General features: G+C 69.1%; 23 protein-coding genes. 10 read left to right on the forward strand and 13 right to left on the reverse strand.

The annotated features are described in order from the left end of the window. Window positions 1-47 precede the first annotated feature (47 nt). Window positions 48-1,049: an iron-containing redox enzyme family protein gene (locus tag ACZ50Z_RS18515; RefSeq protein WP_464484841.1), complete on the forward strand. Its 1,002-nt coding sequence runs from the start codon at window positions 48-50 to the stop codon at window positions 1,047-1,049. Here ACZ50Z_RS18515 and ACZ50Z_RS18520 read toward each other — a convergent pair. The 6 genes from ACZ50Z_RS18520 to ACZ50Z_RS18545 form a co-directional block, all read right to left on the reverse strand. Continuing rightward, on the reverse strand, window positions 997-1,245 hold the full coding sequence (locus tag ACZ50Z_RS18520; RefSeq protein ID WP_464484842.1) for a CDGSH iron-sulfur domain-containing protein: 249 nt from the start codon (window positions 1,243-1,245) through the stop codon (window positions 997-999). The genes ACZ50Z_RS18515 and ACZ50Z_RS18520 overlap by 53 nt on opposite strands. Further along, on the reverse strand, window positions 1,242-1,931 hold the full coding sequence (locus ACZ50Z_RS18525; RefSeq protein ID WP_464484843.1) for a HemK2/MTQ2 family protein methyltransferase: 690 nt from the start codon (window positions 1,929-1,931) through the stop codon (window positions 1,242-1,244). Before ACZ50Z_RS18525 ends, ACZ50Z_RS18520 begins: the two co-directional genes overlap by 4 nt. A 107-nt stretch (window positions 1,932-2,038) precedes the next feature. Then, window positions 2,039-2,593 (reverse strand): type 1 glutamine amidotransferase domain-containing protein, encoded by a 555-nt coding sequence (locus ACZ50Z_RS18530; RefSeq protein WP_464486306.1) that lies wholly within the window; start codon window positions 2,591-2,593, stop codon window positions 2,039-2,041. A gap of 38 nt (window positions 2,594-2,631) precedes the next feature. Next, window positions 2,632-3,006, reverse strand: a complete 375-nt coding sequence (locus ACZ50Z_RS18535) for a malate dehydrogenase (RefSeq protein WP_464484844.1) — start codon at window positions 3,004-3,006, stop codon at window positions 2,632-2,634. A gap of 12 nt (window positions 3,007-3,018) precedes the next feature. Then, window positions 3,019-4,005 (reverse strand): LLM class F420-dependent oxidoreductase, encoded by a 987-nt coding sequence (locus ACZ50Z_RS18540; protein ID WP_464484845.1) that lies wholly within the window; start codon window positions 4,003-4,005, stop codon window positions 3,019-3,021. Window positions 4,006-4,061: 56 nt separating this feature from the next. After that, window positions 4,062-4,526 (reverse strand): GatB/YqeY domain-containing protein, encoded by a 465-nt coding sequence (locus ACZ50Z_RS18545; protein WP_464484846.1) that lies wholly within the window; start codon window positions 4,524-4,526, stop codon window positions 4,062-4,064. 150 nt (window positions 4,527-4,676) lie between these two features. On the opposite strand from ACZ50Z_RS18545, the gene ACZ50Z_RS18550 reads away from it, so the two are divergent. The 5 genes from ACZ50Z_RS18550 to ACZ50Z_RS18570 are packed head-to-tail and all read left to right on the forward strand — an operon-like array spanning window position 4,677 to window position 9,959. Beyond that, window positions 4,677-5,846: a DUF7847 domain-containing protein gene (locus ACZ50Z_RS18550; RefSeq protein ID WP_464484847.1), complete on the forward strand. Its 1,170-nt coding sequence runs from the start codon at window positions 4,677-4,679 to the stop codon at window positions 5,844-5,846. Window positions 5,847-5,870: 24 nt separating this feature from the next. Beyond that, window positions 5,871-6,524 carry a DUF4129 domain-containing protein gene (locus ACZ50Z_RS18555; protein WP_464484848.1) on the forward strand — a complete coding sequence of 218 codons (654 nt, stop codon included), beginning with the start codon at window positions 5,871-5,873 and terminating at the stop codon, window positions 6,522-6,524. Beyond that, entirely contained in the window at window positions 6,524-7,663 is a 1,140-nt protein-coding gene (locus tag ACZ50Z_RS18560; protein WP_464484849.1) for a DUF4350 domain-containing protein, read from the forward strand. The genes ACZ50Z_RS18555 and ACZ50Z_RS18560 overlap by 1 nt, the downstream gene beginning before the upstream one ends. Then, the gene (locus ACZ50Z_RS18565; protein WP_464484850.1) at window positions 7,660-8,637 is read left to right on the forward strand and encodes an AAA family ATPase; all 978 of its coding nucleotides are present in this window, start codon (window positions 7,660-7,662) and stop codon (window positions 8,635-8,637) included. Before ACZ50Z_RS18560 ends, ACZ50Z_RS18565 begins: the two co-directional genes overlap by 4 nt. Continuing rightward, the gene (locus tag ACZ50Z_RS18570; protein WP_464484851.1) at window positions 8,637-9,959 is read left to right on the forward strand and encodes a DUF58 domain-containing protein; all 1,323 of its coding nucleotides are present in this window, start codon (window positions 8,637-8,639) and stop codon (window positions 9,957-9,959) included. The genes ACZ50Z_RS18565 and ACZ50Z_RS18570 overlap by 1 nt, the downstream gene beginning before the upstream one ends. Before the next feature lie 11 nt (window positions 9,960-9,970). Here the strand turns inward: ACZ50Z_RS18570 and ACZ50Z_RS18575 are convergent, their stop codons facing one another. Continuing rightward, entirely contained in the window at window positions 9,971-10,963 is a 993-nt protein-coding gene (locus tag ACZ50Z_RS18575) for a stage II sporulation protein M (RefSeq protein WP_464484852.1), read from the reverse strand. 91 nt (window positions 10,964-11,054) lie between these two features. Here ACZ50Z_RS18575 and ACZ50Z_RS18580 point away from each other — a divergent pair, with 91 nt between their 5' ends. Further along, window positions 11,055-11,930, forward strand: coding sequence for an RDD family protein (locus ACZ50Z_RS18580; RefSeq protein ID WP_464484853.1), 876 nt, complete (start codon window positions 11,055-11,057; stop codon window positions 11,928-11,930). A 125-nt stretch (window positions 11,931-12,055) separates the two neighbouring features. Here the strand turns inward: ACZ50Z_RS18580 and ACZ50Z_RS18585 are convergent, their stop codons facing one another. Beyond that, complete coding sequence (locus tag ACZ50Z_RS18585; RefSeq protein ID WP_464484854.1) at window positions 12,056-12,445, reverse strand: hypothetical protein; 390 nt, start codon at window positions 12,443-12,445, stop codon at window positions 12,056-12,058. Window positions 12,446-12,645: 200 nt separating this feature from the next. On the opposite strand from ACZ50Z_RS18585, the gene ACZ50Z_RS18590 reads away from it, so the two are divergent. Continuing rightward, window positions 12,646-13,377, forward strand: a complete 732-nt coding sequence (locus ACZ50Z_RS18590; RefSeq protein ID WP_464484855.1) for a PadR family transcriptional regulator — start codon at window positions 12,646-12,648, stop codon at window positions 13,375-13,377. A gap of 31 nt (window positions 13,378-13,408) precedes the next feature. On the opposite strand, the gene glpK is transcribed toward ACZ50Z_RS18590, so the two are convergent. Then, window positions 13,409-14,935, reverse strand: a complete 1,527-nt coding sequence (glpK, locus tag ACZ50Z_RS18595) for a glycerol kinase GlpK (RefSeq protein ID WP_464484856.1) — start codon at window positions 14,933-14,935, stop codon at window positions 13,409-13,411. A gap of 135 nt (window positions 14,936-15,070) precedes the next feature. On the opposite strand from glpK, the gene ACZ50Z_RS18600 reads away from it, so the two are divergent. Together ACZ50Z_RS18600 and ACZ50Z_RS18605 are read left to right on the forward strand one after the other, a co-directional pair. After that, window positions 15,071-16,555, forward strand: a complete 1,485-nt coding sequence (locus ACZ50Z_RS18600; RefSeq protein WP_464484857.1) for a glutamate-cysteine ligase family protein — start codon at window positions 15,071-15,073, stop codon at window positions 16,553-16,555. A gap of 9 nt (window positions 16,556-16,564) precedes the next feature. Then, window positions 16,565-17,245 carry a class I SAM-dependent methyltransferase gene (locus tag ACZ50Z_RS18605; protein WP_464484858.1) on the forward strand — a complete coding sequence of 227 codons (681 nt, stop codon included), beginning with the start codon at window positions 16,565-16,567 and terminating at the stop codon, window positions 17,243-17,245. Window positions 17,246-17,293: 48 nt separating this feature from the next. On the opposite strand, the gene egtE is transcribed toward ACZ50Z_RS18605, so the two are convergent. From egtE to egtB, 4 genes are read right to left on the reverse strand one after another with little or no spacing between them, the layout of a single operon-like run. After that, a complete protein-coding gene (egtE, locus tag ACZ50Z_RS18610) occupies window positions 17,294-18,388 on the reverse strand; it encodes an ergothioneine biosynthesis PLP-dependent enzyme EgtE (RefSeq protein WP_464486307.1) in 1,095 nt (364 codons plus the stop codon). A gap of 47 nt (window positions 18,389-18,435) precedes the next feature. After that, window positions 18,436-19,401 carry an L-histidine N(alpha)-methyltransferase gene (gene egtD / locus ACZ50Z_RS18615; protein WP_464484859.1) on the reverse strand — a complete coding sequence of 322 codons (966 nt, stop codon included), beginning with the start codon at window positions 19,399-19,401 and terminating at the stop codon, window positions 18,436-18,438. Further along, window positions 19,401-20,111 (reverse strand): ergothioneine biosynthesis protein EgtC, encoded by a 711-nt coding sequence (gene egtC / locus ACZ50Z_RS18620; protein ID WP_464484860.1) that lies wholly within the window; start codon window positions 20,109-20,111, stop codon window positions 19,401-19,403. The genes egtD and egtC overlap by 1 nt, the downstream gene beginning before the upstream one ends. After that, window positions 20,111-21,427, reverse strand: a complete 1,317-nt coding sequence (gene egtB / locus ACZ50Z_RS18625) for an ergothioneine biosynthesis protein EgtB (protein ID WP_464484861.1) — start codon at window positions 21,425-21,427, stop codon at window positions 20,111-20,113. The genes egtC and egtB overlap by 1 nt, the downstream gene beginning before the upstream one ends. Window positions 21,428-21,500: the final 73 nt, after the last annotated feature.

The raw sequence follows: 21,500 nt of genomic DNA on the forward strand, positions 1-21,500 counted from the left end.
CCGGGCCCCCGTTACGGGTAGTCACCGGCGTGACCCGCACATCGACCATGACTGAACCCGTCCTGCCAGCGGCACACGGGCCCCTGTCGACAGCCGTTCGTTGCGCGCTGGCGGGCCCGCCGTCCGTAGACCATTTCGCGCGCATCGGCGCCTCCGTGCGCGATTCGGACCCCTACGGTCTGGATCTACAGCTGGCGCTGTCGGTGTGCTACGAGCTGCACTACCGCGGTTTCGCCGGTGTCGACCCCGCGTGGGAGTGGAATCCGGCGCTATTGGCGCTGCGCGCCGAACTGGAGCGCGTCTTCCTGGCCGGTGTGCGCCGCGACGTCGGGCCCATCGAGCCCGATCAGACGGCGGCGGCCGAAATGGAAGCGATTTCGCTCGAACCCGTCGACGGCACCGGACCGTCGTACTTCCTGCGGGACACCGGAACGTGGCAACAGATGTGCGAATATTTCGTGCACCGCTCGCTGTATCACCTCAAAGAGGGCGATCCGCACGCCTGGGCCATTCCCCGCCTGACGGGCACCGCCAAAGCGGCCTTCGTGGCGGTGGAGTTCGACGAGTACGGCGCCGGGCAGGGCCCGCGACTGCATCAGCAGCTGTTCGCCGATCTGCTGGCGGCTGCCGGGCTGGACGCGACGTATTGGGGTTACATTGACGCCGTTCCCGCCGAATCGCTGGCGGTGGTCAATCTGATGTCGCTGTTCGGACTGCACCGCTCGTTGCGCGGCGCCGCGATCGGGCACTTCGCGTCGACCGAGATCACCTCCCCGCCCGGATCCCAGCGCATGGTGCAGGCTTTGGAGCGTTTGCAGGCGCCGCCGGACTGCATCGAGTTCTACAGCGAGCACGTCGAGGCCGACGCCGTGCACGAACACGTCGTGCGCAGCGATGTCGTCGGCGACCTCGTCGCGAGGGAGCCGGGGCTCGAGCAGGACGTCATTTTCGGCATCCGCGCACATGCCGCGGTCGAAAACCGCTTGGCGGAAACGATTATGGAGTCGTGGAAGCAGGATCAGACGTCGTTGCGGCAGCCGCTGCCGTAGCACTCGTCTTGTTGAGGCGCTTGCATCGGCGGTGGCTCGTGTCGCACAAGGGGTACCTGCCGCTGCGCCGGCAGGTACAGATCGCCACCATGAAACGGTCGGACTCGACGACCTCGCCGCCGGGCATTTCAATGCGCACCGGGCCCGATACCAGCACCGGCCCGTTGGGGACCACCTGAACCCGGGTGGGACTCATCGCTTTTCGGCCCGGATCACGATCAGTTCCTCTTCGCGGCGTCCGCGCGGTATCAGGCCGACATCTTCCAACCACCGCGCCCGCGATGTCATCACCGGCCCGAACGGAATCCATTTCGAGGCAATAACTTCCGCGTCCATACCGGCCCACTTGAGGGAATCGAGCGACTGTTGGACACCGGCAAGCGCTGAGTGCACCAGCAGCAGGGATCCGCCGTCGCGCAACAACTTCGGCGCCGACTCGCACAGCGGGTCAAGGATCAGGCGGCCGTCCTGGCCGGCATTCCACGCCCACGACGGCCCGGCGGCGGGGCAGATCTCTTCCAGCTCGGCACCCGGGGGAGTCGGCACATAGGGCGGATTCGACACCACGACGTCGAACGGCGCGCACTCCACCGCCGCTACCCACGACCCCTCGCGAACGTCGACCTCGACACCCGCGGCCTCGGCGTTTTCCCGGGCGCAGCGAACGGCCTGTGGGCAGATGTCGAAGGCCGTCGCGTCGGCGCAGCCCATGGCCGCCGCCGCGATCGCGACGAAACCGCTCCCCGTGCACAGATCCAGAACGCGCCGCCCCGGAATCAGACCGGTGTCGTGCATCACGTCGACCAGCAGCCTGGAATCCTCCTGTGGCTGATACACGTTGCGGGCGGGCAAGACAGTGGGCTCGGGATATGTGGTCGTCACGGTTGGCCTTTCGAGAACCCCTATACGAATCGCCGCTGATCACGGCCTGGCGGGATAATGCCCGCAAACCAGCGCATTCAAACCGACCGGCCGTAAAGTCGCCACGGCTACCCCGCCGCCGCGCGGGCAAACTGCTCAAGGATCGCCGCGCAGAAGGCCGGGAGGTCCGACGGCGAGCGGCTGGTGATCAAATTGCCGTCGATGACGACCTCTTCGTCTTTTACGTGGGCGCCCGCGTTACGCAGATCCGTACGGATGCTCGGGTAGGACGTCAGCGTCCGACCCACTGCCACACCGGCTTCCACCAGTGTCCAGGGGCCATGGCAGATGGCCGCCACCGGTTTGCCCGAATCGACGAAATCACGGACGAACGAAACGGCATCGTCGTCGAGGCGCAGCTTGTCCGGGTTCACGGTGCCGCCCGGAAGCACCAGGCCGTCGAATTGGTCCACCAACGCCTCGGACACTTTCCGGTCGACGGCGAAGGTCCCGGCGGGTTCGAGATCGTGGTTGCGCGCCTGGATTTCGCCGTCCTTGAGCGACAGCACCTCGACTTGAGCTCCGGCCTCCTGCAGCGCCGCGCGCGGCGTTTCGAGCTCAACCTTTTCCACGCCGTCGGCCGCGAGAAACGCTATCTTCCTGCCTTGCAATTCGTTTGACATCGCCGTTTTCCTTCCTGCGATCGACGCTTCGCGTCGGATCAAAGTGTTCGCAACGCCGTGTAGAGGTCGAGGCCGGCGATCCCGGAAAGGGCGGCGGCGCAGATGGTGCCCTGCCGTCGCCGCCCAGGGCCGCGCGCGGCGACACCCGCGACCAACAGGGCCATATCGAGGACATCACCCGCCACACGTGTCCATAAAAGCTTGTCGGGTCCGCCGAGCAGTGCCGCGCCGTGACCGCACTCGCGCACCCCGAGCGCACGGATCACCCGCCGCGACCGGGCGGTGTCGTCCACCCCCGCGATAGCAGCCACTGCGCTCGGGGCCACGAGTTCGCTGATCCCCAGGGCGAAGCTGACACCGGCGAGTGCCTTGACCAATGTGGCTGTCGTGCCGTCTGATTGGTCGCTCATCATCGTTCCCGCCGATCAGTTTGCTGCCTCGCGCAGCGCGGCCAGCAGCGGCTCGGCGGCCTCTTTGAGGAACCTCTCCTGAGTTTCCCCGCCGATCTGGATCAGCGCGATGTCGGTGAACCCGGCTTCCCAGTAGGGTCGGACGCTCTCGACGATCGCGTCGAGGTCGGGGCCGCAGGGAATGGTGTCGGCGACGTCTTCGGGGCGCACGAATTGGGTGGCGCCGGCGAAGCCGGCGGGGGTCGGCAGGTCGGCGTTCACCTTCCAGCCGCCGGCAAACCAGCGGAACTGGTCGTGCGCGCGTTTGACCGCGGTGTCGCGGTCGGGGTCCCAGCACACCGGTATCTGGCCGATGACCCGCCCGCCGCCGGCGAGGTTGGCGGCCTGCCGGGCCCCGTGCCAGCCGTGGACGAGTTCCGCCTTGGGCTCCGTGGCGATCAGGTGGTCGGCCAACTTGGCGAACTTGTCGATCGCCTTGGTGCCGCCGATGGCCACCCCGATGCCGACCGGGATGTCGGGCACATCCCACAACCGGGCGGAGTCGACCTGGAAATAGTCGCCGGTGAAGTCCACCAGCTGCCCGCCGAACAGTTCCCGGATGATCTTGATGGCCTCACGCAGCATGTCCTGCCGACGGGTGACGGCCGGCCAACCCTTGCCGACGACGTGCTCGTTGAGATTTTCGCCGCTGCCCAGACCCAGGGTGAACCGTCCGTCGGACAGGATCTGCACGGTGGCGGCCTGCTGGGCGACGATGGCCGGGTGATACCGCATCGTCGGGCACGTCACATAGGTGTAGAGGTCTACCCGTTCGGTGGCCTGCGCCACCGCACCCAAAACCGCCCAGGCGTTGGGCGCGTGTCCCTGAGAAGTGAGCCACGGTGAAAAGTGGTCACTGCAGACGTGGAAGTCGAAACCGCGCTGTTCAGCCGAAATGGCATACTGGACAAGCTCTTTGGGTCCACTCTGCTCGGTCATCAAAGTGTAGCCAAAATTGGTCATGCGCAATTGGGTACCCGGCCGCCCCGAGGGCAAACGACACCATCCGATCGGTCCGGCTACAGGCGCTCTTTGACGGCGGCCGACAAGCGCGCGCCGTCGGCCTTGCCGGCCGCGATCGCGGTGGCGGCCTTCATCACCATGCCCATCTGTTTCATGCTCGGGCGCTCGCCGATTTCCTCGGCTACCTGCGCGATCGCGGTGTCGGCAACGTCGGCCACCTCCGCCTCGGTCAGCGGGGTGGGCAGGTACTCGTCGATGATCCGGGCCTCGGCGTGCTCGTTGGCGGCGAGATCTCCGCGCCCGTTCTGGGTGTAGATCTCCGCGGATTCGCCGCGTTTGCGGGATTCCTTGGCCAGCACCTTGATGACCTCGTCGTCGGTGAGGTCTTTGGCCTGCTTACCGGACACTTCCTCGGTTTGGATCGCGGCCAGCAGCATGCGCAGGGTGGCCGTTCGCAGCTTGTCCCGGGCCTTCATCGCCGCCGTCAGGTCCGTCCGGAGCCGGGATTTGAGTTCCGCCATGTCTGAGACGCTACGCGGGCGCGGGGGTCAACGCGGTCAACGCGGGCGAACGCGGTCAGCATTGTGAAATGCCACGACCGCCGACAGGATGGAGCCCATGACGATCGACGCGCCCGGCTGCGGAGCTGGTTTTCAAGGCCCCGGCGTTCGGTGAGCGCGCCGCCGCCTGGTTATCCGGTAGGCCCGCCGCCGGCATCCGGCCCGCCACCTCAATATGGCCCACCCCCGGCTTACCCGCCCTACGGTCCCCCGCCCGGTTATCCGCCCCCACCCGGCTACGGACCGCCGCCCGGCTACGGACCGCCGCCGGGCTACGGGCCCCCGCCCACCTTCGGCCCGCCGGCGGGCTACGGAACGGTCAAACCCGGCATCATCCCGCTGCGGCCGCTGACCCTCGGCGACATCTTCAACGGCGCGGTCGGCTACATCCGCGCCAACCCGAAAGCGACCCTGGGCCTGACCGCGATCGTCGTGGTGGTCATGCAGATCATCACCAAGGTCGCCTTCTTCGGGCCGTTGGCCGCCCACGGCCGGTTCACCAGCGACGACCCCGACGCCCTGACCGCGGGGGTCCTGGGCGCCTGGACGGCGTCGGTGGGGGCCGGCCTCCTCGTCGGCTGGCTGGGCGGGATGCTGCTGTCCGGGATGCTCACCGTCATCGTCGGCCGGGCGGTGTTCGGGTCGCCGATCACCATCGGTGAAACCTGGGCCAAGATCCGCGGGCGACTGCTCGCCTTGCTCGGGCTGGCCGTGCTGGAGGCCGTCGTGGTGGCGGCCCTTGCCGGACTGGTCGCGGTGATCATCGGTGTGCTGGCCGCGATCGGTAACGCCGCGGCGGCCGTCGTGCTCGGCATCCCGCTGCTGCTGGTCGTCCTTGCGGCGCTGGTGTACCTGTACACCGTGGTGCTGTTCGCCCCGGTGCTGATCGTGCTGGAGCGGCTGCCCGTGCTCGACGCGGTCACCCGTTCGTTCAAGCTGATCCGCAACGGCTTCTGGCGGGTGCTGGGCATCCGCACGCTCACCTTCCTGGTGGCCTCCATCGTCGCCAACGCCGTCGCCGTGCCGTTCAGCATCGCCGGCCAGTTTTTCCAGATCACCTCCTCCGGCGCGGCTTTCCTCATCAGCACCGCGGTCCTGTCCGTCGGGGCGGCGATCGGCGAGATCATCACCGCCCCGTTCAACGCCGGAGTCATCGTCCTGCTGTACACCGACCGCCGGATGCGTGCCGAGGCGTTCGACCTGGTATTACAGACCGGAGCCGCCCAGGGGCCTTATGCGGCCGCGTCCACCGACCACCTCTGGCTCACGCGGCCGCTGTAACGGCCGAGTGAGGACTAGCTGAGCATGCCTTCCATCGACATCGACCGCGATGCCGCGCACCAAGCCGCACAGGACGAACTCAACAAGCCGATCTATTCCAAGGGTTCGGCGGCCGACCAGTTCCTCGACTGGCTCAACGACCTGATCTACCGGATGCTGCACAAGGCCTCCACGGTGCCGGGCGGATGGTTCACGGCGACAGTGCTTTTGATCCTGCTGGCGATCGCGGTGGTGGTTGCCGTCCACCTCGCGCGGCGCACCATGCGCGCCCGCCGCGGCGGCGACCATCTGCTGTTCGAGGCCACGCAATTGACGGCCGCCCAGCATCGCGCGACGGCCGAAAGCTATGCGGCCGAGGGTGATTGGGCGGCGGCGATACGGCACCGGTTGCGCGCCGTCGCCCGCCAACTCGAGGAGACCGGTGTGCTGGCGGCGGCCCCCGGCCGAACGGCCAACGAGCTGGCTCGCGACGCCGGTGCCGCGTTGCCCCACCTGGCCGGTGAATTGTCCGGATCGGCAACGGCTTTCAACGACGTCACCTATGGCGAGCAGCCCGGAACCCAGGCCGCCTACCAGATGATCGCCGACCTCGACGATCATCTGCGGTCCCGCTGGCAGGGCGTCCCGGCGGAGACCGGCCGGCCCGCCGTCTCCGAGTCGTGGGCGCAGGTGCGGTGATGGCCACGATCACCGATGCCCGCCGGGGGGCCGCGCCCCGGCGCTGGCGCTCCTGGCGCTGGGTGGTCGTCACCCTGCTGATTCTCGCCGTCGTCGCCGGGGTCGATGCCTATCTGAGCGCACCACGCCCCGGCGCGCGGATGGACCCGGCCGCCACCGGCCCGGACGGCGCCCACGCGCTGGTGGAGTTGCTCCGCAACGGCGGCGTCGACGTCGTCGTGGCCGACAACATCGCCGACGTCGAACACGCGGCGCGCCCGGACGCGCTCGTCCTGGTGGCACAGACCCAGTACCTGACCGACACCGTGGCCCACCGGCTGGCGAAGATCCGTTCGGATCTGCTGCTGGTGGAGCCCACGGCGCGGGTCCGCGAGGCGCTGCTGCCTGGCGTGGATGTGTCCGGCGCCAGCGGCTTCGACACCGGCCCGAATTGCACTCTGCGCGAAGCCGTTCGGTCCGGTTCGGTCCGCTTCGGCCCGACTAATACCTATTCGTCCAAAGACGGCCGGACGATGTCGCGCTGCTACCACGGCGCGCTGATCCGCTTCCGGGACGACGGGCGAATCATCACCGCGGTCGGCAGCACCGACTTCATGACCAACGGCAGCCTGTTGCAAGCGGGCAACGCCGCGCTGGCGATGAACCTCGCCGGGGACCGGCCCCGGCTCGTCTGGTACGCGCCCCATCACGTCGAGGGTGAACCCTCCGCCAAGGCATCACTATTCGACCTGATTCCACCCAACGTGATCTGGATCGTGTGGCAACTGGCGCTGGTGGTGCTGCTGGTCGCCGCGTGGAAGGGCCGCCGGCCCGGCCCGCTGGTGGCCGAGGAACTGCCCGTGGTGGTGCGCGCATCGGAGACCGTCGAGGGTCGCGGCAGGCTGTATCGGTCCCGGCGCGCACGCGATCGCGCCGCCGCGGCGCTGCGGACGGCCACGCTGGCGCGGCTGCTGCCGCGGCTCGGCCTGGGCGCCGGCGCTGCACCGGCGGCGGTGGTGTCCACCGTGGCCCAGCGCACTGGGTCCGACCCGGGTTTGGTCTCTTACCACCTGTTCGGCCCGCCGCCGACGACCGACAACGACCTGTTACAACTGGCCCGTGCGCTCGACGACATCGAAAGGCAGGTCGCACACCCGTGACGCAACCCACCACCGCCGAATCCCCCACCGCTGAATCGGCACGTGAGGCGCTGCTGGCGTTGCGCGCCGAACTCGCCAAGGCCGTCGTCGGGCAGGAGGGCGTGGTCAGCGGCCTGGTGATCGCGTTGCTGTGCCGCGGACATGTGCTGCTGGAAGGCGTTCCGGGAGTGGCGAAGACGCTGCTGGTCCGCGCGCTGTCCGCGGCGCTGCAGCTGGAGTTCAAGCGGGTGCAGTTCACCCCCGACCTCATGCCCGGCGACGTGACGGGTTCCCTGGTGTACGACGCGCGCACCGCCGCGTTCGTGTTCCGGCCCGGTCCGGTGTTCACCAACCTGCTGCTCGCCGACGAGATCAACCGCACCCCGCCCAAGACCCAGGCCGCGCTGCTCGAGGCGATGGAGGAGCGCCAGGTCAGCGTCGAGGGCGAACCCCAGCCGCTGCCGGACCCCTTCATCGTCGCCGCGACCCAGAATCCGGTCGAGTACGAGGGCACCTACCAGCTGCCCGAGGCCCAACTCGACCGCTTTCTCCTCAAACTGAATGTGACGCTGCCCCCGCGCGACGCCGAGATCGCCATCCTGCACCGGCATGCGCACGGCTTCGACCCCCGCGATCTGTCGGCGATCAAGCCGGTGGCCGGGCCGGCCGACCTGGCCGCCGGCCGCGACGCCGTGCGACACGTGCTGGTCGCCGACGAGGTGCTCGGCTACATCGTCGACATCGTCGGGGCCACCCGCTCCTCCCCCGCGCTGCAGCTGGGCGTGTCCCCCCGGGGGGCGACCGCCCTGTTGGCCACGGCGCGCTCCTGGTCCTGGCTGTCGGGCCGCAACTACGTCACCCCCGACGACGTGAAGGCCATGGCCCGCCCGACGCTGCGGCACCGCGTGATGCTGCGACCCGAAGCCGAACTCGAAGGGGCCACGCCCGACGGCGTGCTCGACGGGATTCTGGCGTCGGCTCCGGTGCCCCGCTAGTGATCCTGACCGGACGCACCGGGCTGGTCGCACTGATCTGCGTCCTGCCTATCGCGGTTTCTCCTTGGCCAGCAACGGCTTTCGTGGCCCTGCTGGTGGCGCTGGCCGTCGCCGTCGTCGTCGACGTCGGATTGGCTGCCAACACCGCCGGGCTGCGCTACGCCCGCTCTCCGGATCGCTCCGCCCGGCTGGGCCAGCAGGTGGATTGTGAGCTGTCGATCCACAACGACGGCCGGCGCCGCTTCCGCGGCCACATCCGCGACGCGTGGCCGCCCAGCGCCCGCGCGCAGCCGCGCACGCACCCGGTGGACATCCCCGCCGGGCAAGATCAGCTCGTCCAGACCCGGCTGGAACCGGTGCGCCGCGGCGATCAGCGCGCCACGGTGATCACGGCGCGATCGATCGGGCCGCTGGGCTTGGCGGGACGGCAAGGTTCGCAAGCGGTGCCCGGCCAGCTACGGGTCCTGCCGCCCTTCCTGTCGCGCAAACATCTGCCGTCGCGGCTCGCCAGGCTCCGCGAGATCGACGGCCTGCTGCCCACCCTGGTGCGCGGGCAGGGCACCGAATTCGATTCGCTGCGAGAGTATGTCGTCGGTGACGACGTGCGCTCGATCGATTGGCGCGCGACCGCGCGTCGCGCCGATGTGGTGGTGCGCACCTGGCGCCCCGAACGCGACCGGCGCGTGGTGATCGCGCTCGACACGGGCCGTACCGCGGCGGGCCGTGTCGGGGTCGACCCGACCGCTTCGGATCCCGCGGGCTGGCCGCGGCTGGATTGGTCGATGGACGCCGCGCTGCTGCTGACCGCGCTCGCGTCGCGGGCGGGAGACAATGTCGACTTCCTCGCCCACGACCGGGTCAGCCGGGCCGGAGTCTTCGGCGCCTCACGCACCGAGCTGCTCGCCCAGCTCGTCGACGCGATGGCGCCACTGCAGCCCGCCCTGGTCGAATCCGATTGGCGGGCAATGGCTTCCGCTATCGCACTGCGCGCCCGTCGCCGCTCACTGGTGGTGCTGTTGACCGACCTCAATCCGACCGCCCTCGACGAGGGTCTGCTGCCCGTGCTGCCGCAGCTGTCGGCCAAGCATCACCTGCTGCTGGCCGCGGTCTCCGACCCGCGGGTCGATCAGATGGCCGCCGGCCGGTCGGATGCCGCCGCGGTATACGACGCCGCCGCGGCCGAACGATCCCGCAACGACCGCGGCGCCATGGCCACGCGGCTGCGCCGCACCGGGGTGGAAGTCGTCGACGCCCCGCCCGCCGAACTGGCGCCCGCCCTCGCCGACCACTACCTGGCGATGAAAGCGACCGGACGACTGTAACTTTGGTGCGCTCAGCTTGTCGGGACCACGTCCGGCGCGTCCTCGATGTCCCCGCTTTCACCGGCTCTGACCCCACGGCGGCCGAAGTAGACGATGTAGGTCAAAAACGCCACCTCGGCGATGATGCCGATGCCGACCCGTACGGCAGTCGGCAACGGCGCCGGCGTCACCAGCGCCTCGATCAACCCGGAGACACCGAGCACGACCGCCAGGCCCACGGCCACCGAGACGATGGCGCGGCCCTGTTCGGCGAGGACCTGCCCCCGGGGCCGGTCGCCGGGCGAGATCACCGACCAGCCCAGCCGCATTCCCGCCGCGCCCGAGAGGAAGACCGCCGTCAGCTCCAACAGCCCGTGCGGGGCAAGCAATCCCAACAGCACGCCGCCCTTGCCGGCCGGGAACATCAGGCCGGCGATCACGCCCAGATTGGCGGCATTCTCAAACAGCACAAAGGGAATGGGCACCCCCAGCACCACGGAAAGTGCGATGCATTGAGCGGAAACCCAGGAATTGTTCACCCAGATCTGCAGCGCGAACGCGGCGGCCGGATGTTCGCTGTAGTACGACTCGATGTCGTGATTGACCAATTGCTCGATGTCACCGGGGGTTCCGAGCGCTGACTGCACCTCGGGACTGCCGGCGACCCACAGCGCGATGACCACGACGACCGCGAAAAACGCCGCGGCCGTGGCCAGCCACCACCGCCAGCTGCGGTACACGACGACCGGGAAGGACACCGTCCAGAACCGGGTGAACGTACTGCTCAGCGGTGCGTGGGCGCCGGTCACCGCGGAACGCGCCCGCGCGACCAGGCTCGAGAGCCGGCCGACCAACATCGAATCCGAAGACGCCGAGCGCAGCATCGACAGGTGCGTGGACACCCGCTGATACAGCTCGACGAGTTCGTCGATTTCCGCGCCGGACAGCGACCGGCGCCGGCCGGTCAATCGATCGAGGCGGTCCCACGTGCCGCGATGGGCCAGCACGAATGCGTCGACGTCCACCCTGGGCAGCCTAATCGCCCGGCGGGCGCGGCCCCGCGGGCGCAGCACAACCCGGCCGGTCGCACCGGCCCGGCCTGTACCGTTCGAAGTTATGTCGGAGGTGGTGACCGGGGACGCCGTGGTGCTGGACGTGCAGATCGCCCAGCTGCCGGTCCGGACGTTGAGCGCGCTGATCGATATCGCCGTCATGGTGATCGGCTACCTGCTCGGGCTGATGCTGTGGGCCGCCACCCTGACTGAGTTCGACACGGCGTTGAGTAACGCCATCCTGCTTATATTTACGGTGCTGGTAATTGTGGGCTACCCGTTGATCCTCGAGACCGCGACGCGGGGACGTTCGGTGGGCAAGATCGCCCTGGGCCTGCGCGTCGTGTCCGACGACGGCGGCCCAGAACGCTTCCGCCAGGCGCTCTTTCGCGCCCTGGCCTCGCTGGTGGAAATCTGGATGCTGTTCGGGAGCCCGGCGGTCATCTGCAGCATCTTGTCGCCCAAGGCCAAACGGATCGGCGACATCTTCGCCGGCACGGTGGTGGTCAACGAACGCGGACCCCGGCTGGGGCCTCCCCCGGCGATGCCTCCGGCGCTGGCGTGGTGGGCCGCGTCGCTGCAGTTGTCGGGACTGTCCGTCGGTCAGGCCGAAGTCGCACGCCAATTCCTTTCCCGGGCACCGCAGCTCGACCGCCAGCTGCGCACGCAGATGGCTTACCGCATCGCCGGCGACGTCGTGGCCCGCATCGCGCCGCCACCGCCGCCCGGCACCCCGCCGGAATTGGTGCTGGCCGCCGTTCTCGCCGAGCGACACCGCCGCGAACTGGCCCGGCTGCGCCCGGTCGCACCACCTCCGGGGTGGCCGGTCATGCCGCCGGGGGCGGCGCCGGGCTACCCGGGGCCGTGGCCGCAGCCGGGGCCGCCCGCCCCGGGGCAGGACTACGGCGGTTCACCGGGCGGCTTCGCACCGCCTCACTGACCAGAACCGAATCGGATTGCGCCGTGAGGCCGCCGAGCGTGGGGCTTAGGCACGAGAGCGTGGGGCTTAGGCACGAGTCCCCCTCATTTTTCGTCCGTATCCCACACGCTCGGTGAGACGCACCGCTAGCCGGCGACGCTGGCCGCCATGAGGGCCACGTCGGCGATCAGCAGCGCCCAGCCGAGCAGCGGGACCGCGAGGCCGGCGCGGTGTTTGGCGGTGAAAACGGAGAGGACGATGACGACGACCGCCACCGCGGGCGCGCCGTAGAACGCGACGCCGAAATCGATGCCGCCGTGGCCCAGGTTGGGGCAGCTGCGGTCGCTGCAGCCGGCGGTGCTCATCACGCCGCCGAGCGCGAACAGCATCACGATCGCGGCGGCCGGCACCGTCGCCAGTGCCAATCCCCAGTTGACCCACGGCCACGGGTTCCGGCGCGGTGCGCCATCGGGGTCGCCGAACGAACCCGCACCGGCGGCGCCGCGATCGACGGTCACGTTGTTGTTAGCGTCCATCCATCAGTTCCTACCCGCCGCCCGCCCTCGGCAAACCGGCCCACCGGGTCGGGCCCTCCCCCTGGGGCGCGGATTTCCCCAGGTCATCGCCGCTACCCGATATTTGTCAACATATCTCGTTGCATCGCGTTAGTTTCCGATATATCGTGATATTCCGAAGCGCACGCTCGGTGCGCAACCCACGAACGTAAGGACAGAAGATGAGCAACCCATTCACTCCCCCCGAGGGACCATTCGGCGGCCGGCCCGGTATCGGCTTCGGCTTTGGCTCCGGCCCCGTTGACCGGCGCGCGCTGCACGAGGCACGGCGCCAGGCCCGCCGGGACTTTCGCGAACATCTCCGCGACCACGCCGGCGGCGGCCACCCCGGCGGCCACGAAGGCCCGTTCGGGTTCGGTCCCGGATTCGGGCCGGGTTTCGGGCCGGGATTCGGCCCCGGATTCGGCTTTGGACCCGGTGGCCGACGCGGCGGTTGGCGCCGCGGCGGGCCGGGCCGCGGCAAGCGCGGCGACGTGCGAGCGGCCATCCTGACGCTGCTCGCCGAGCGGCCGATGCACGGCTACGAGATGATCCAGCAGATCGCCGAACGCAGTAACGGGCTGTGGAAGCCGAGCCCCGGCTCGGTCTACCCGACCCTGCAACTGCTCGACGACGAAGGACTGATCACCGCGAGCGAAACCGCGGGCAGCAAAAAGCTTTTCGAGCTGACCGAGGAGGGCCGCGGGGCCGCCGCGAAGATCGAGACCCCGCCGTGGGAAGAGATCACCGAAGGCGTGGACCCGGGTCACATGAACCTGCGCGCGGCCGTCGGCCAGTTGTTCGGCGCGGTTGGGCAGTCCGCCCACACCGCGTCCGCCGAGCAGCAGCAGCGCATCGTCGACATTCTCAACAACGCACGACGCGAGATCTACGGCATCCTCGGCGAAGACTGATTCCCGTCGGCGGACCCTGGATCAGGTCACCTCAGGTGATGGAGACCCAATCCAGGGTTCGCTGCACGGCCTTGCGCCAGCCCGCATACCCCTGGGCGCGCTGCTCGTCGTTCCAGGCCGGCGACCACCGCCGGCCCTCCTGCCAGTTGGCGCGCAGGTCCGCCGGATCGGCCCAGAACCCCACGGCCAGACCGGCCGCGTACGCCGCGCCCAGCGCGGTCGTCTCGGCGACCACCGGCCGCACCACGTCCACGCCCAGCACGTCAGCCTGAATCTGCATGCACAGGTCATTGCCGGTGATGCCGCCGTCGACTTTCAGAACCTCAAGGCGCACACCGGAATCCGCCGCCATCGCGTCCACCACGTCGCGACTCTGGTAGCAGATCGCCTCCAGCGTGGCCCGCGCCAGATGCGCGTTGGTGTTGAACCGGGACAGCCCCACGATCGCGCCGCGGGCATCGGATCGCCAGTAGGGCGCGAACAACCCGGAAAACGCCGGGACGAAATACACCCCGCCGTTGTCGTCGACCTGGCGGGCCAGCGCCTCGCTTTGCGCAGCGCCACTGATGATGCCCAGCTGATCGCGCAACCACTGCACGGCCGCCCCCGTCACCGCGATCGAACCCTCAAGTGCGTAAACGGGTTTGGCATCCCCGAACTGGTAGCAGACGGTGGTCAGCAGCCCGTTGTCGGACCGCACGATCGTCTCGCCGGTGTTGAGCAGCAGGAAATTGCCGGTGCCATAGGTGTTTTTCGCCTCCCCCTCGGCCAGACATACCTGACCCACCATCGCCGCGTGCTGGTCACCGAGCACGCCGGTGATCGGGATCTCACCTCCGGCGGGGCCCGTCGCGATCGTCACCCCGTGTGGCTGCCGCGACGACGACGGCCCGATCCGCGGCAGCATCGCGCGCGGAATGGCGAAGAACGAGAGCAACTCGTCGTCCCAGTCCAGGGTCTCCAGGTTCATCAGCATGGTCCGGCTCGCGTTGGTCACATCGGTGACGTGCACGCCGCCCCGCGGTCCCCCGGTCAGATTCCACAACAGCCAGGTGTCGGGGGTGCCGAACAACGCGTCGCCACGCTCGGCGGCCTCGCGCACCCCGTCGACGTTCTCCAAGATCCATTGCAGCTTGGCGCCGGAGAAGTACGTCGCCGGCGGAAGTCCCGCCTTACGGCGGATCACCTCGCCCCGGCCATCGTGTTCGAGCGCCGACGCGATCCGGTCGGTACGGGTGTCCTGCCAGACGATCGCGTTGTAGTAGGGACGTCCGGTCCTGCTGTTCCAGACCAGCGTCGTCTCGCGCTGGTTCGTGATACCCAGCGCGGCAATGTTTTTCGGAACCAAGTCGGCGCGGTTGAGCACCGAGGTCAGCACCGAGGAAGTGCGTTCCCAGATCTCGACCGGGTCGTGCTCGACCCAGCCCGCCTGGGGCAGGATCTGTTCGTGCTCGAGCTGGTGGCGGGCCACCTCCGCACCCTCGTGATCGAAGATCATGCAGCGGGTGCTGGTCGTTCCCTGGTCGATGGCGGCCACGAATTCGGCGAACTCGGCCAACTGCTCTCCTCCACCCGTGAGCTCCGACACTTTTGCGGCAAAAGTCCATCATGGTCTACCCGATCCGCACGCGAGGCCGGAACCGCGACGCCGGAGAACTTGCGTTACGGGCGGTAACCCTGTTGCATCTGCGGTGTGGGCGAAGAGGTCAAGCGCACCACGTACGACAGCGCACACCGCCGCGAATACCGGCGCAAGGTTCAGCTGTGCCTGAACGTGTTCGAGACGATGCTCGCCCAGTCGTGCTTCGATTCCGAACAGCCGCTCACCGGCATGGAGATCGAGTGCAACCTGGTCGACGCCGACTACCAGCCGGCCATGTCCAACCGCCACGTGCTGGACGCCATCGGCGATCCCGCGTACCAGACCGAATTGGGCGCCTACAACATCGAATTCAACGTCCCGCCGCACGCGCTGCCCGGGCACACCGGGCTGGATCTCGAGGCGGAGGTGCGGGCCAGCCTGAACGAGGCGGAGATCAAGGCCGGCGCCGCCGACGGTGCGCACATCGTCATGATCGGCATCCTGCCCACGCTGATGCCCGAACACCTCGATCACGACTGGATGAGCGAGTCGACGCGGTATGCCGCCCTCAACGACTCGATCTTCACCGCCCGCGGCGAAGACCTCCCCATCGACATCGACGGCCCCGAGCCATTGAACTGGCACGCCGCGACGATAGCGCCCGAATCCGCTTGCACCAGCATGCAATTACACCTGCAGTTGGCCCCGGAGACGTTCGCCGCAAACTGGAACGCCGCACAGATCGTGGCCGGCCCGCAGCTGGCGCTGGGTGCCAACTCGCCCTACTTCTTCTCCCACCAACTCTGGGCGGAAACCCGCATCGAGCTGTTCACCCAGTCCACCGACACCAGGCCGGAGGAACTGAAAGCCCAGGGCGTGCGCCCTCGGGTGTGGTTCGGCGAACAATGGATCACGTCGGTCCTCGACCTGTATCAAGAGAACATCCGCTACTTTCCGTCGCTGTTACCGGAGGTCTCCGAGGAGGATCCGGTCGCCGAGCTGGCGGCCGGACGCACCCCGCACCTGTCCGAGCTGCGCCTGCACAACGGCACCGTGTACCGGTGGAACCGCCCGGTCTACGACGTGGTCGACGGGCGGCCGCATCTGCGACTGGAAAACCGGGTGTTGCCGGCCGGGCCGACGGTCGTTGACATGCTGGCGAATTCGTCCTTCTTCTACGGCATGCTGCGCAGCTTGTCCGAGGCCGACGAGCCATTGTGGGCCGGCATGGATTTCGCGGTGGCGGAGGCCAATTTTCTGGCGGCGGCGCGCTATGGCATCGACGCCCGGCTGCACTGGCCCGACGGGCGCTCGGGGATGAAGGAGGTGACGGCCCGCGAACTGGTGCTGGACACGTTGCTGCCGATGGCCGACGAAGGATTGCGGCGCTGGGGCGTCGACGCCGAGGTGCGCGACCGGTTCCTGGGGGTGATCGAGGGTCGCGCCCGCGCGGGCCGCAACGGCGCCACCTGGCAGGTGTCCACCGTGCGGGCTCTGCAGGACGCAGGCATGAGCCGGTCCGCCGCGCTGGCCGAGATGTTGCGCCGCTACTGCGAATACATGCACGCCAACGAGCCGGTGCACACCTGGGAGTAGGTTGATTCCATGACGTCTGATCACGTGATGGACTGGGACAGCGCCTACCGCGGGCAGGCCCATTTCGAGGGTCCGCCGCCGTGGAATATCGGTGAGCCACAACCGGAACTGGCGGCGCTGGCCGCGGCCGGCAAGTTCCGCAGCGACGTGCTGGATGCCGGCTGTGGGGTCGCCGAGCTGTCACTGAGCCTGGCCGCGCAGGGTTACACCGTGGTCGGTGTCGACCTCACCCCGACCGCCGTCGCGGCGGCCACCAAGTCCGCCCAAGAGCGCGGCTTGACCACGGCCAGCTTCGTGCAGGCCGACATCACGTCGCTGCGCGGCTACGACGGACGGTTCGCCACCGTGGTCGACAGCACGCTGTTCCACTCGCTGCCCGTGGAGGGCCGCGACGGCTACTTGAGCTCGGTCCACCGCGCCGCAGCCCCGGGCGCCGGCTACTTCGTGTTGGTGTTCGCCAAGGGCGCCTTCCCGGCCGAGATGGAACCCAAGCCCAACGAGGTCGACGAAGACGAACTGCGCGCCGCGGTGGGCAAGTACTGGGAAGTCGACGAGATTCGCCCGTCCTTCATCCTGTCGAACGTCGTCAACATCCCCGATGCGCCATTCGAATTCCCGCCGCACGATCGCGACGAGAAGGGCCGGATAAAGATGCCGGCCTACCTGCTGGCGGCGCACAAGGCCGGCTAGGCCTGATGGCGGCGACCCGCTTCGCCCCGCGCGCGATCGCCACTGCGCTCAAGTCGACGAGACCGCCGTCGCGGCGATCAGCGCCTCGGCGAACGTCTCCAGCTCCTCGGCCGTGGTGTCCAGGTGCGGCGAGATCCGCAGCAGCGGCCCCGGCAGCTCCAGCGGCGCCCGCTGCACGCCGACGAATGTGGTCAGAATCCGTCGTTCGGCGAGCAACCAATCCCGCACCACCTGCGGGTCGGCGCCGTCGGTCGGCGCCAAAGTCGTGATGGCGCTGGGTTCTTCGACCTCCTCGACCACCGCCCACCCGGCCACGTCGGCCAGCACCGTGCGGCTCAGGCCGCCGAGGGCGGCCAGACGTGCACAGACGGCCGCCGGCCCGTATGCCAGATGCTCGCCCAGCGCCAGCGAAAACCCCACCCGCGCAGCCACATTGGCTTCGCCAAATTCCAGCTGCTGGGCCACCGTGACGTCCGATGCCCACTGTGGGGCCGCCAGCCTCGGGCGCAGACTCTCCATCAGCTCCCGGCGGACCGCGAGCATCCCGACACCGCGCGGCCCGGCGATCCACTTGCGCGACGAGGAATACGTCGCATCGGCCCCGGCCGCGCAATCCACCTGCCCCAGAGCTTGCGCCGCGTCGACGACCAGTGGCAGCCCCAGCTCGCGGCACAGCTCGGCGACCATCGAAACCGGTTGCACCACACCGCTATGGCTGGCCACCGCGGTCAGGTGCACCAGGTCCGGCGGGTCGGTGTCGAGGGCCAGCGCCGCGTCGTCCAGCGCGACGCGGCCGTCGTCCAGGGTCGGCAGCAGCCGGCGATCGAACCCGTGGGCGGCCATCACCGCAAGATTGGGTCCGTATTCGCCGGGCAGGCACGCTAGTTTCCGGCGCTCGGCCGGCCAGCCGCCCAACAGCAGATCCAGGGCGTTGAGCGAGCCGGTGGTGTACACCACCTCGGCGTCGGTCATCCCGGTCAGCGCGGCGAACGCGACACGCCCGGCGTCGAACACCGGCGCAGCCGCCTCGGCCGCGACATACCCGCCGACTTCGGACTCGTTGCGGGCGTGCTGCGCGGTGGCCTCGATCACCGCGAGGCTCTGCCGCGAGCAGGCGGCGTTGTCCAGATGCAGGCCGGCCATGGGTGGCCGGGCCGCCCGCCATTGGTCGGCCAGCGAGTCACCGACGGTCACTTGACGGCCAACGACAACCCGAAGTCCCCCGCGCCGTCGGTCCACCACCGCGTGCGCCGCAGTCCCACGGCGGCCAATTCGGCACTCACCTTTTCCGGGCGGAACTTGCACGACACCTCGGTGAGCATCTCCTCACCGGACTCGAAGTCCGCGATCAGCTCGAGCGCACCGACACGCACCCGCTGGCGACGCTCGGCCCGCAACCACATCTCGATACGTTCCTCGGACGGGTTCCACCGCGCCACGTGCCCGAAGGCGTCGACGTCGAAATCCGCGTCCAGTTCCCGATTTACCACTGCGAGCACATTGCGGTTGAACGCCGCCGTCACCCCGGCGGAATCGTCGTAGGCGCGCACCAACCGCTCGATGTCCTTGACCAGGTCGGTGCCCAGCAGCAGGCTGTCGCCGGGCCGCATTTGGGCGGACAGCGCGGTGAGGAAGTCCGCACGCGGTCCGGGCGTGAGGTTACCGATCGTCGACCCCAGGAACACGAACAGCCGTCGCCCGCCGACCGGGATCTCGGTCAGGTGTTCTTCGAAATCGCCGCACACGGCCTTGATTTCGACTCCTGAGTATTCCCGCGCAATGGCCGCCGCGGCCGTCGACAGGATGCTGGCGTCGACGTCGAACGGGACGAACCGGCGCAGCGAACCGCGTGCGCGCAGGGCGTCGAGCAGCACCCGCGTCTTCTCCGATGTCCCGCTGCCCAACTCCACCAGGGTGTCGGCCTCGCTGGCCGAGGCGATCTCGGCCGCCCGCACACGCAGGATCTCCGCCTCGGCCCGGGTCGGGTAGTACTCGGGCAACCGGGTGATCTGGTCGAACAGGTCGCTGCCCACCGCATCGTAGAACCACTTGGGCGGCAACGACTTCGGCGTCATCTGCAGGCCTTCGAGCACGTCGCGGCGTAACGCGTGGTAGGCCGAGTCGGCGGCGAGGTGGTTCGACAGCGACAGCGTCATCAAGACCCTTCCGGATGATCCAGCGGCATCATCGTGACGCCGCCGGCAGTGACTTCGACGAGGTGGCGGTCCGGCACGTCCTCCCAGTCGGAGTCGTTGTCATAGGGTTCGCTGGCCAAGACCACGCCGTCCGGGCGACGCAGGATGGACAGCGTGTCCCCCCAAGTCGTCGCCAGCATGCGAGATCCGTTGGCGGCCAATATGTTCAACCGGGCGCGGGGGTCGGACGCGGCGAGCTCGGCGATGGTGTCGCCCAGCGCGTCGAGGCCACGCTCGAAGATGACGGCCGCCAGTATCGCGCTGTCGCAGACCGATTCGGCCCGCGACGTCGCCGGCAGCACGGCCCGGTCGACAACTCCGTTGTGCGACAACAACCACTGCCCGTCGGTGAACGGCGCGGTCGCACTGGTTTCGATGGGCATGCCGACGGTCGCCGAGCGCACCGCGGCCACCACGCAGCGGCTGCGCAGCGCCGGCGCGACGGATTCGAACGACACGTCGCCCCAGAGCGGCAGCTGGCTACGCCAGCGCCGGGGCACCTGGTCACCCGAAGAAGCGTCGAAAAACCCGACGCCCCAACCGTCCGCGTTCAGCAGACAGTGCTTCTGGCGACGCGGCGCGTAGGCCTGCACCCGCAGCCCGAACGGCGGGTCGAGCACCAGGGAGGAGACCGTGACGTCGGCCCCGAGCCACCCCAGATGCCGGCACATCAGGCGATCTCCTCGTCGTCGGAAACGTCCCAGGCCAACCGGACGCCGGAGAAGATCTGGCGCCGGTAGGGGTGGTCCCAGTTGCGGAAGCTGGGCCGCAGGATGCCCGGCTCCACAGCCCACGATCCGCCGCGCAGCACCCGGTAGTCGCCGTCGAAGAACGGCTGCGAATAGCGCTCGTAGAGCATCGGGACAAATCCCGGCCAGGGCCGCAGGGGGCTGCTCGTCCACTCCCACACATCGCCGAGCATCTGCTCGGCGCCGTACGCCGAAGCGCCGGCGGGATAGGCGCCGACGGGCGCGGGCCGCAGAGCGGTGCCGCCGAGATTGGCGAGCGCCTCGCGCGGCTCCCGGGCGCCCCAGGGATAACGGCGACGCGTACCGGTGGACGGGTCCCACGCGCAGGCCTTCTCCCATTCCATCTCGGTGGGCAGTCGTGCGCCGGCCCAGGCCGCGTACGCCTCGGCCTCGAAATAGCTGACGTGCTGGACGGGTTCGTCGGCGGGGATGTCTTCGACATGGCCGAACCGGGTGCGGGTGGCGGCGTCGGGGTTCCAGAACTGCGGCGCGGTCAGGCCGGCGGCCTGGCGATGCTGCCAGCCGCGCGCCGTCCACCAGCGCGGCTGGTGGTAGCCGCCGTCGTCGACGAAGTGCCGCCATTCGCCGTTGGTGACCGGGACCCGGCCGATCCGGAACGCGGGCAGGTCGACGACGTGGCCCGGGCGCTCGTTGTCCAGCGCGAAGGGTTCGGCGGTGGGGTCCACGCCGAGCACGAACTCACCGCCGGGCACCAGCACCGAGGTGCCGGCCAGCCCGGGGCGGCCGAGCGGCAGCACCGAAACGTCCCGTAGTAGCGGTGCGCCGCTGCGCAGATTCAAGGCCTGCAGCATGGTTTCGTCGTGCTGGTTTTCGTGGCTGACCACCATCGCGTACGCGAAGGCGGCCTCGTCGCCCGCGGGGTCGTCAGGCAGCGCGTCCAGGGCGTCGAACACCGCGGACCGCACCGTCCGGCAGTACGCGCGAGCCTTGTCCGGCGACAGCAGCGGCAGGTCGACCCGGCTGGCGCGGGAGTGCACGAAGGCGTCGTAGAGTCCCTCGACGGCCGGCGACAACATCGACGGGCGGGCGGGATCACCGCCCCGCAACAGCCACAGCTCTTCCTGCTGGCCGATGTGCGCCAGGTCCCACACCAGCGGGCTCATCAGCGGGTCGTACTGCCGGCACAGTTCGGCATCGTCGAAGTCGACCAGCCGCAACGTCCGCGTCCGCGTTTGCGCCAACTGGTCGGCAAGGGCCTGGCGGCATGACGATCGCAAGCGCGGCGCAGCCGGGCGCAGCGGGTCGGCATCCCCAGGCCATGACGATCGCAAGCGCGGCGCAGCCGGGCGC

It is taken from the genome of Mycobacterium sp. NTMscope_MAC_269 (assembly GCF_976985695.1).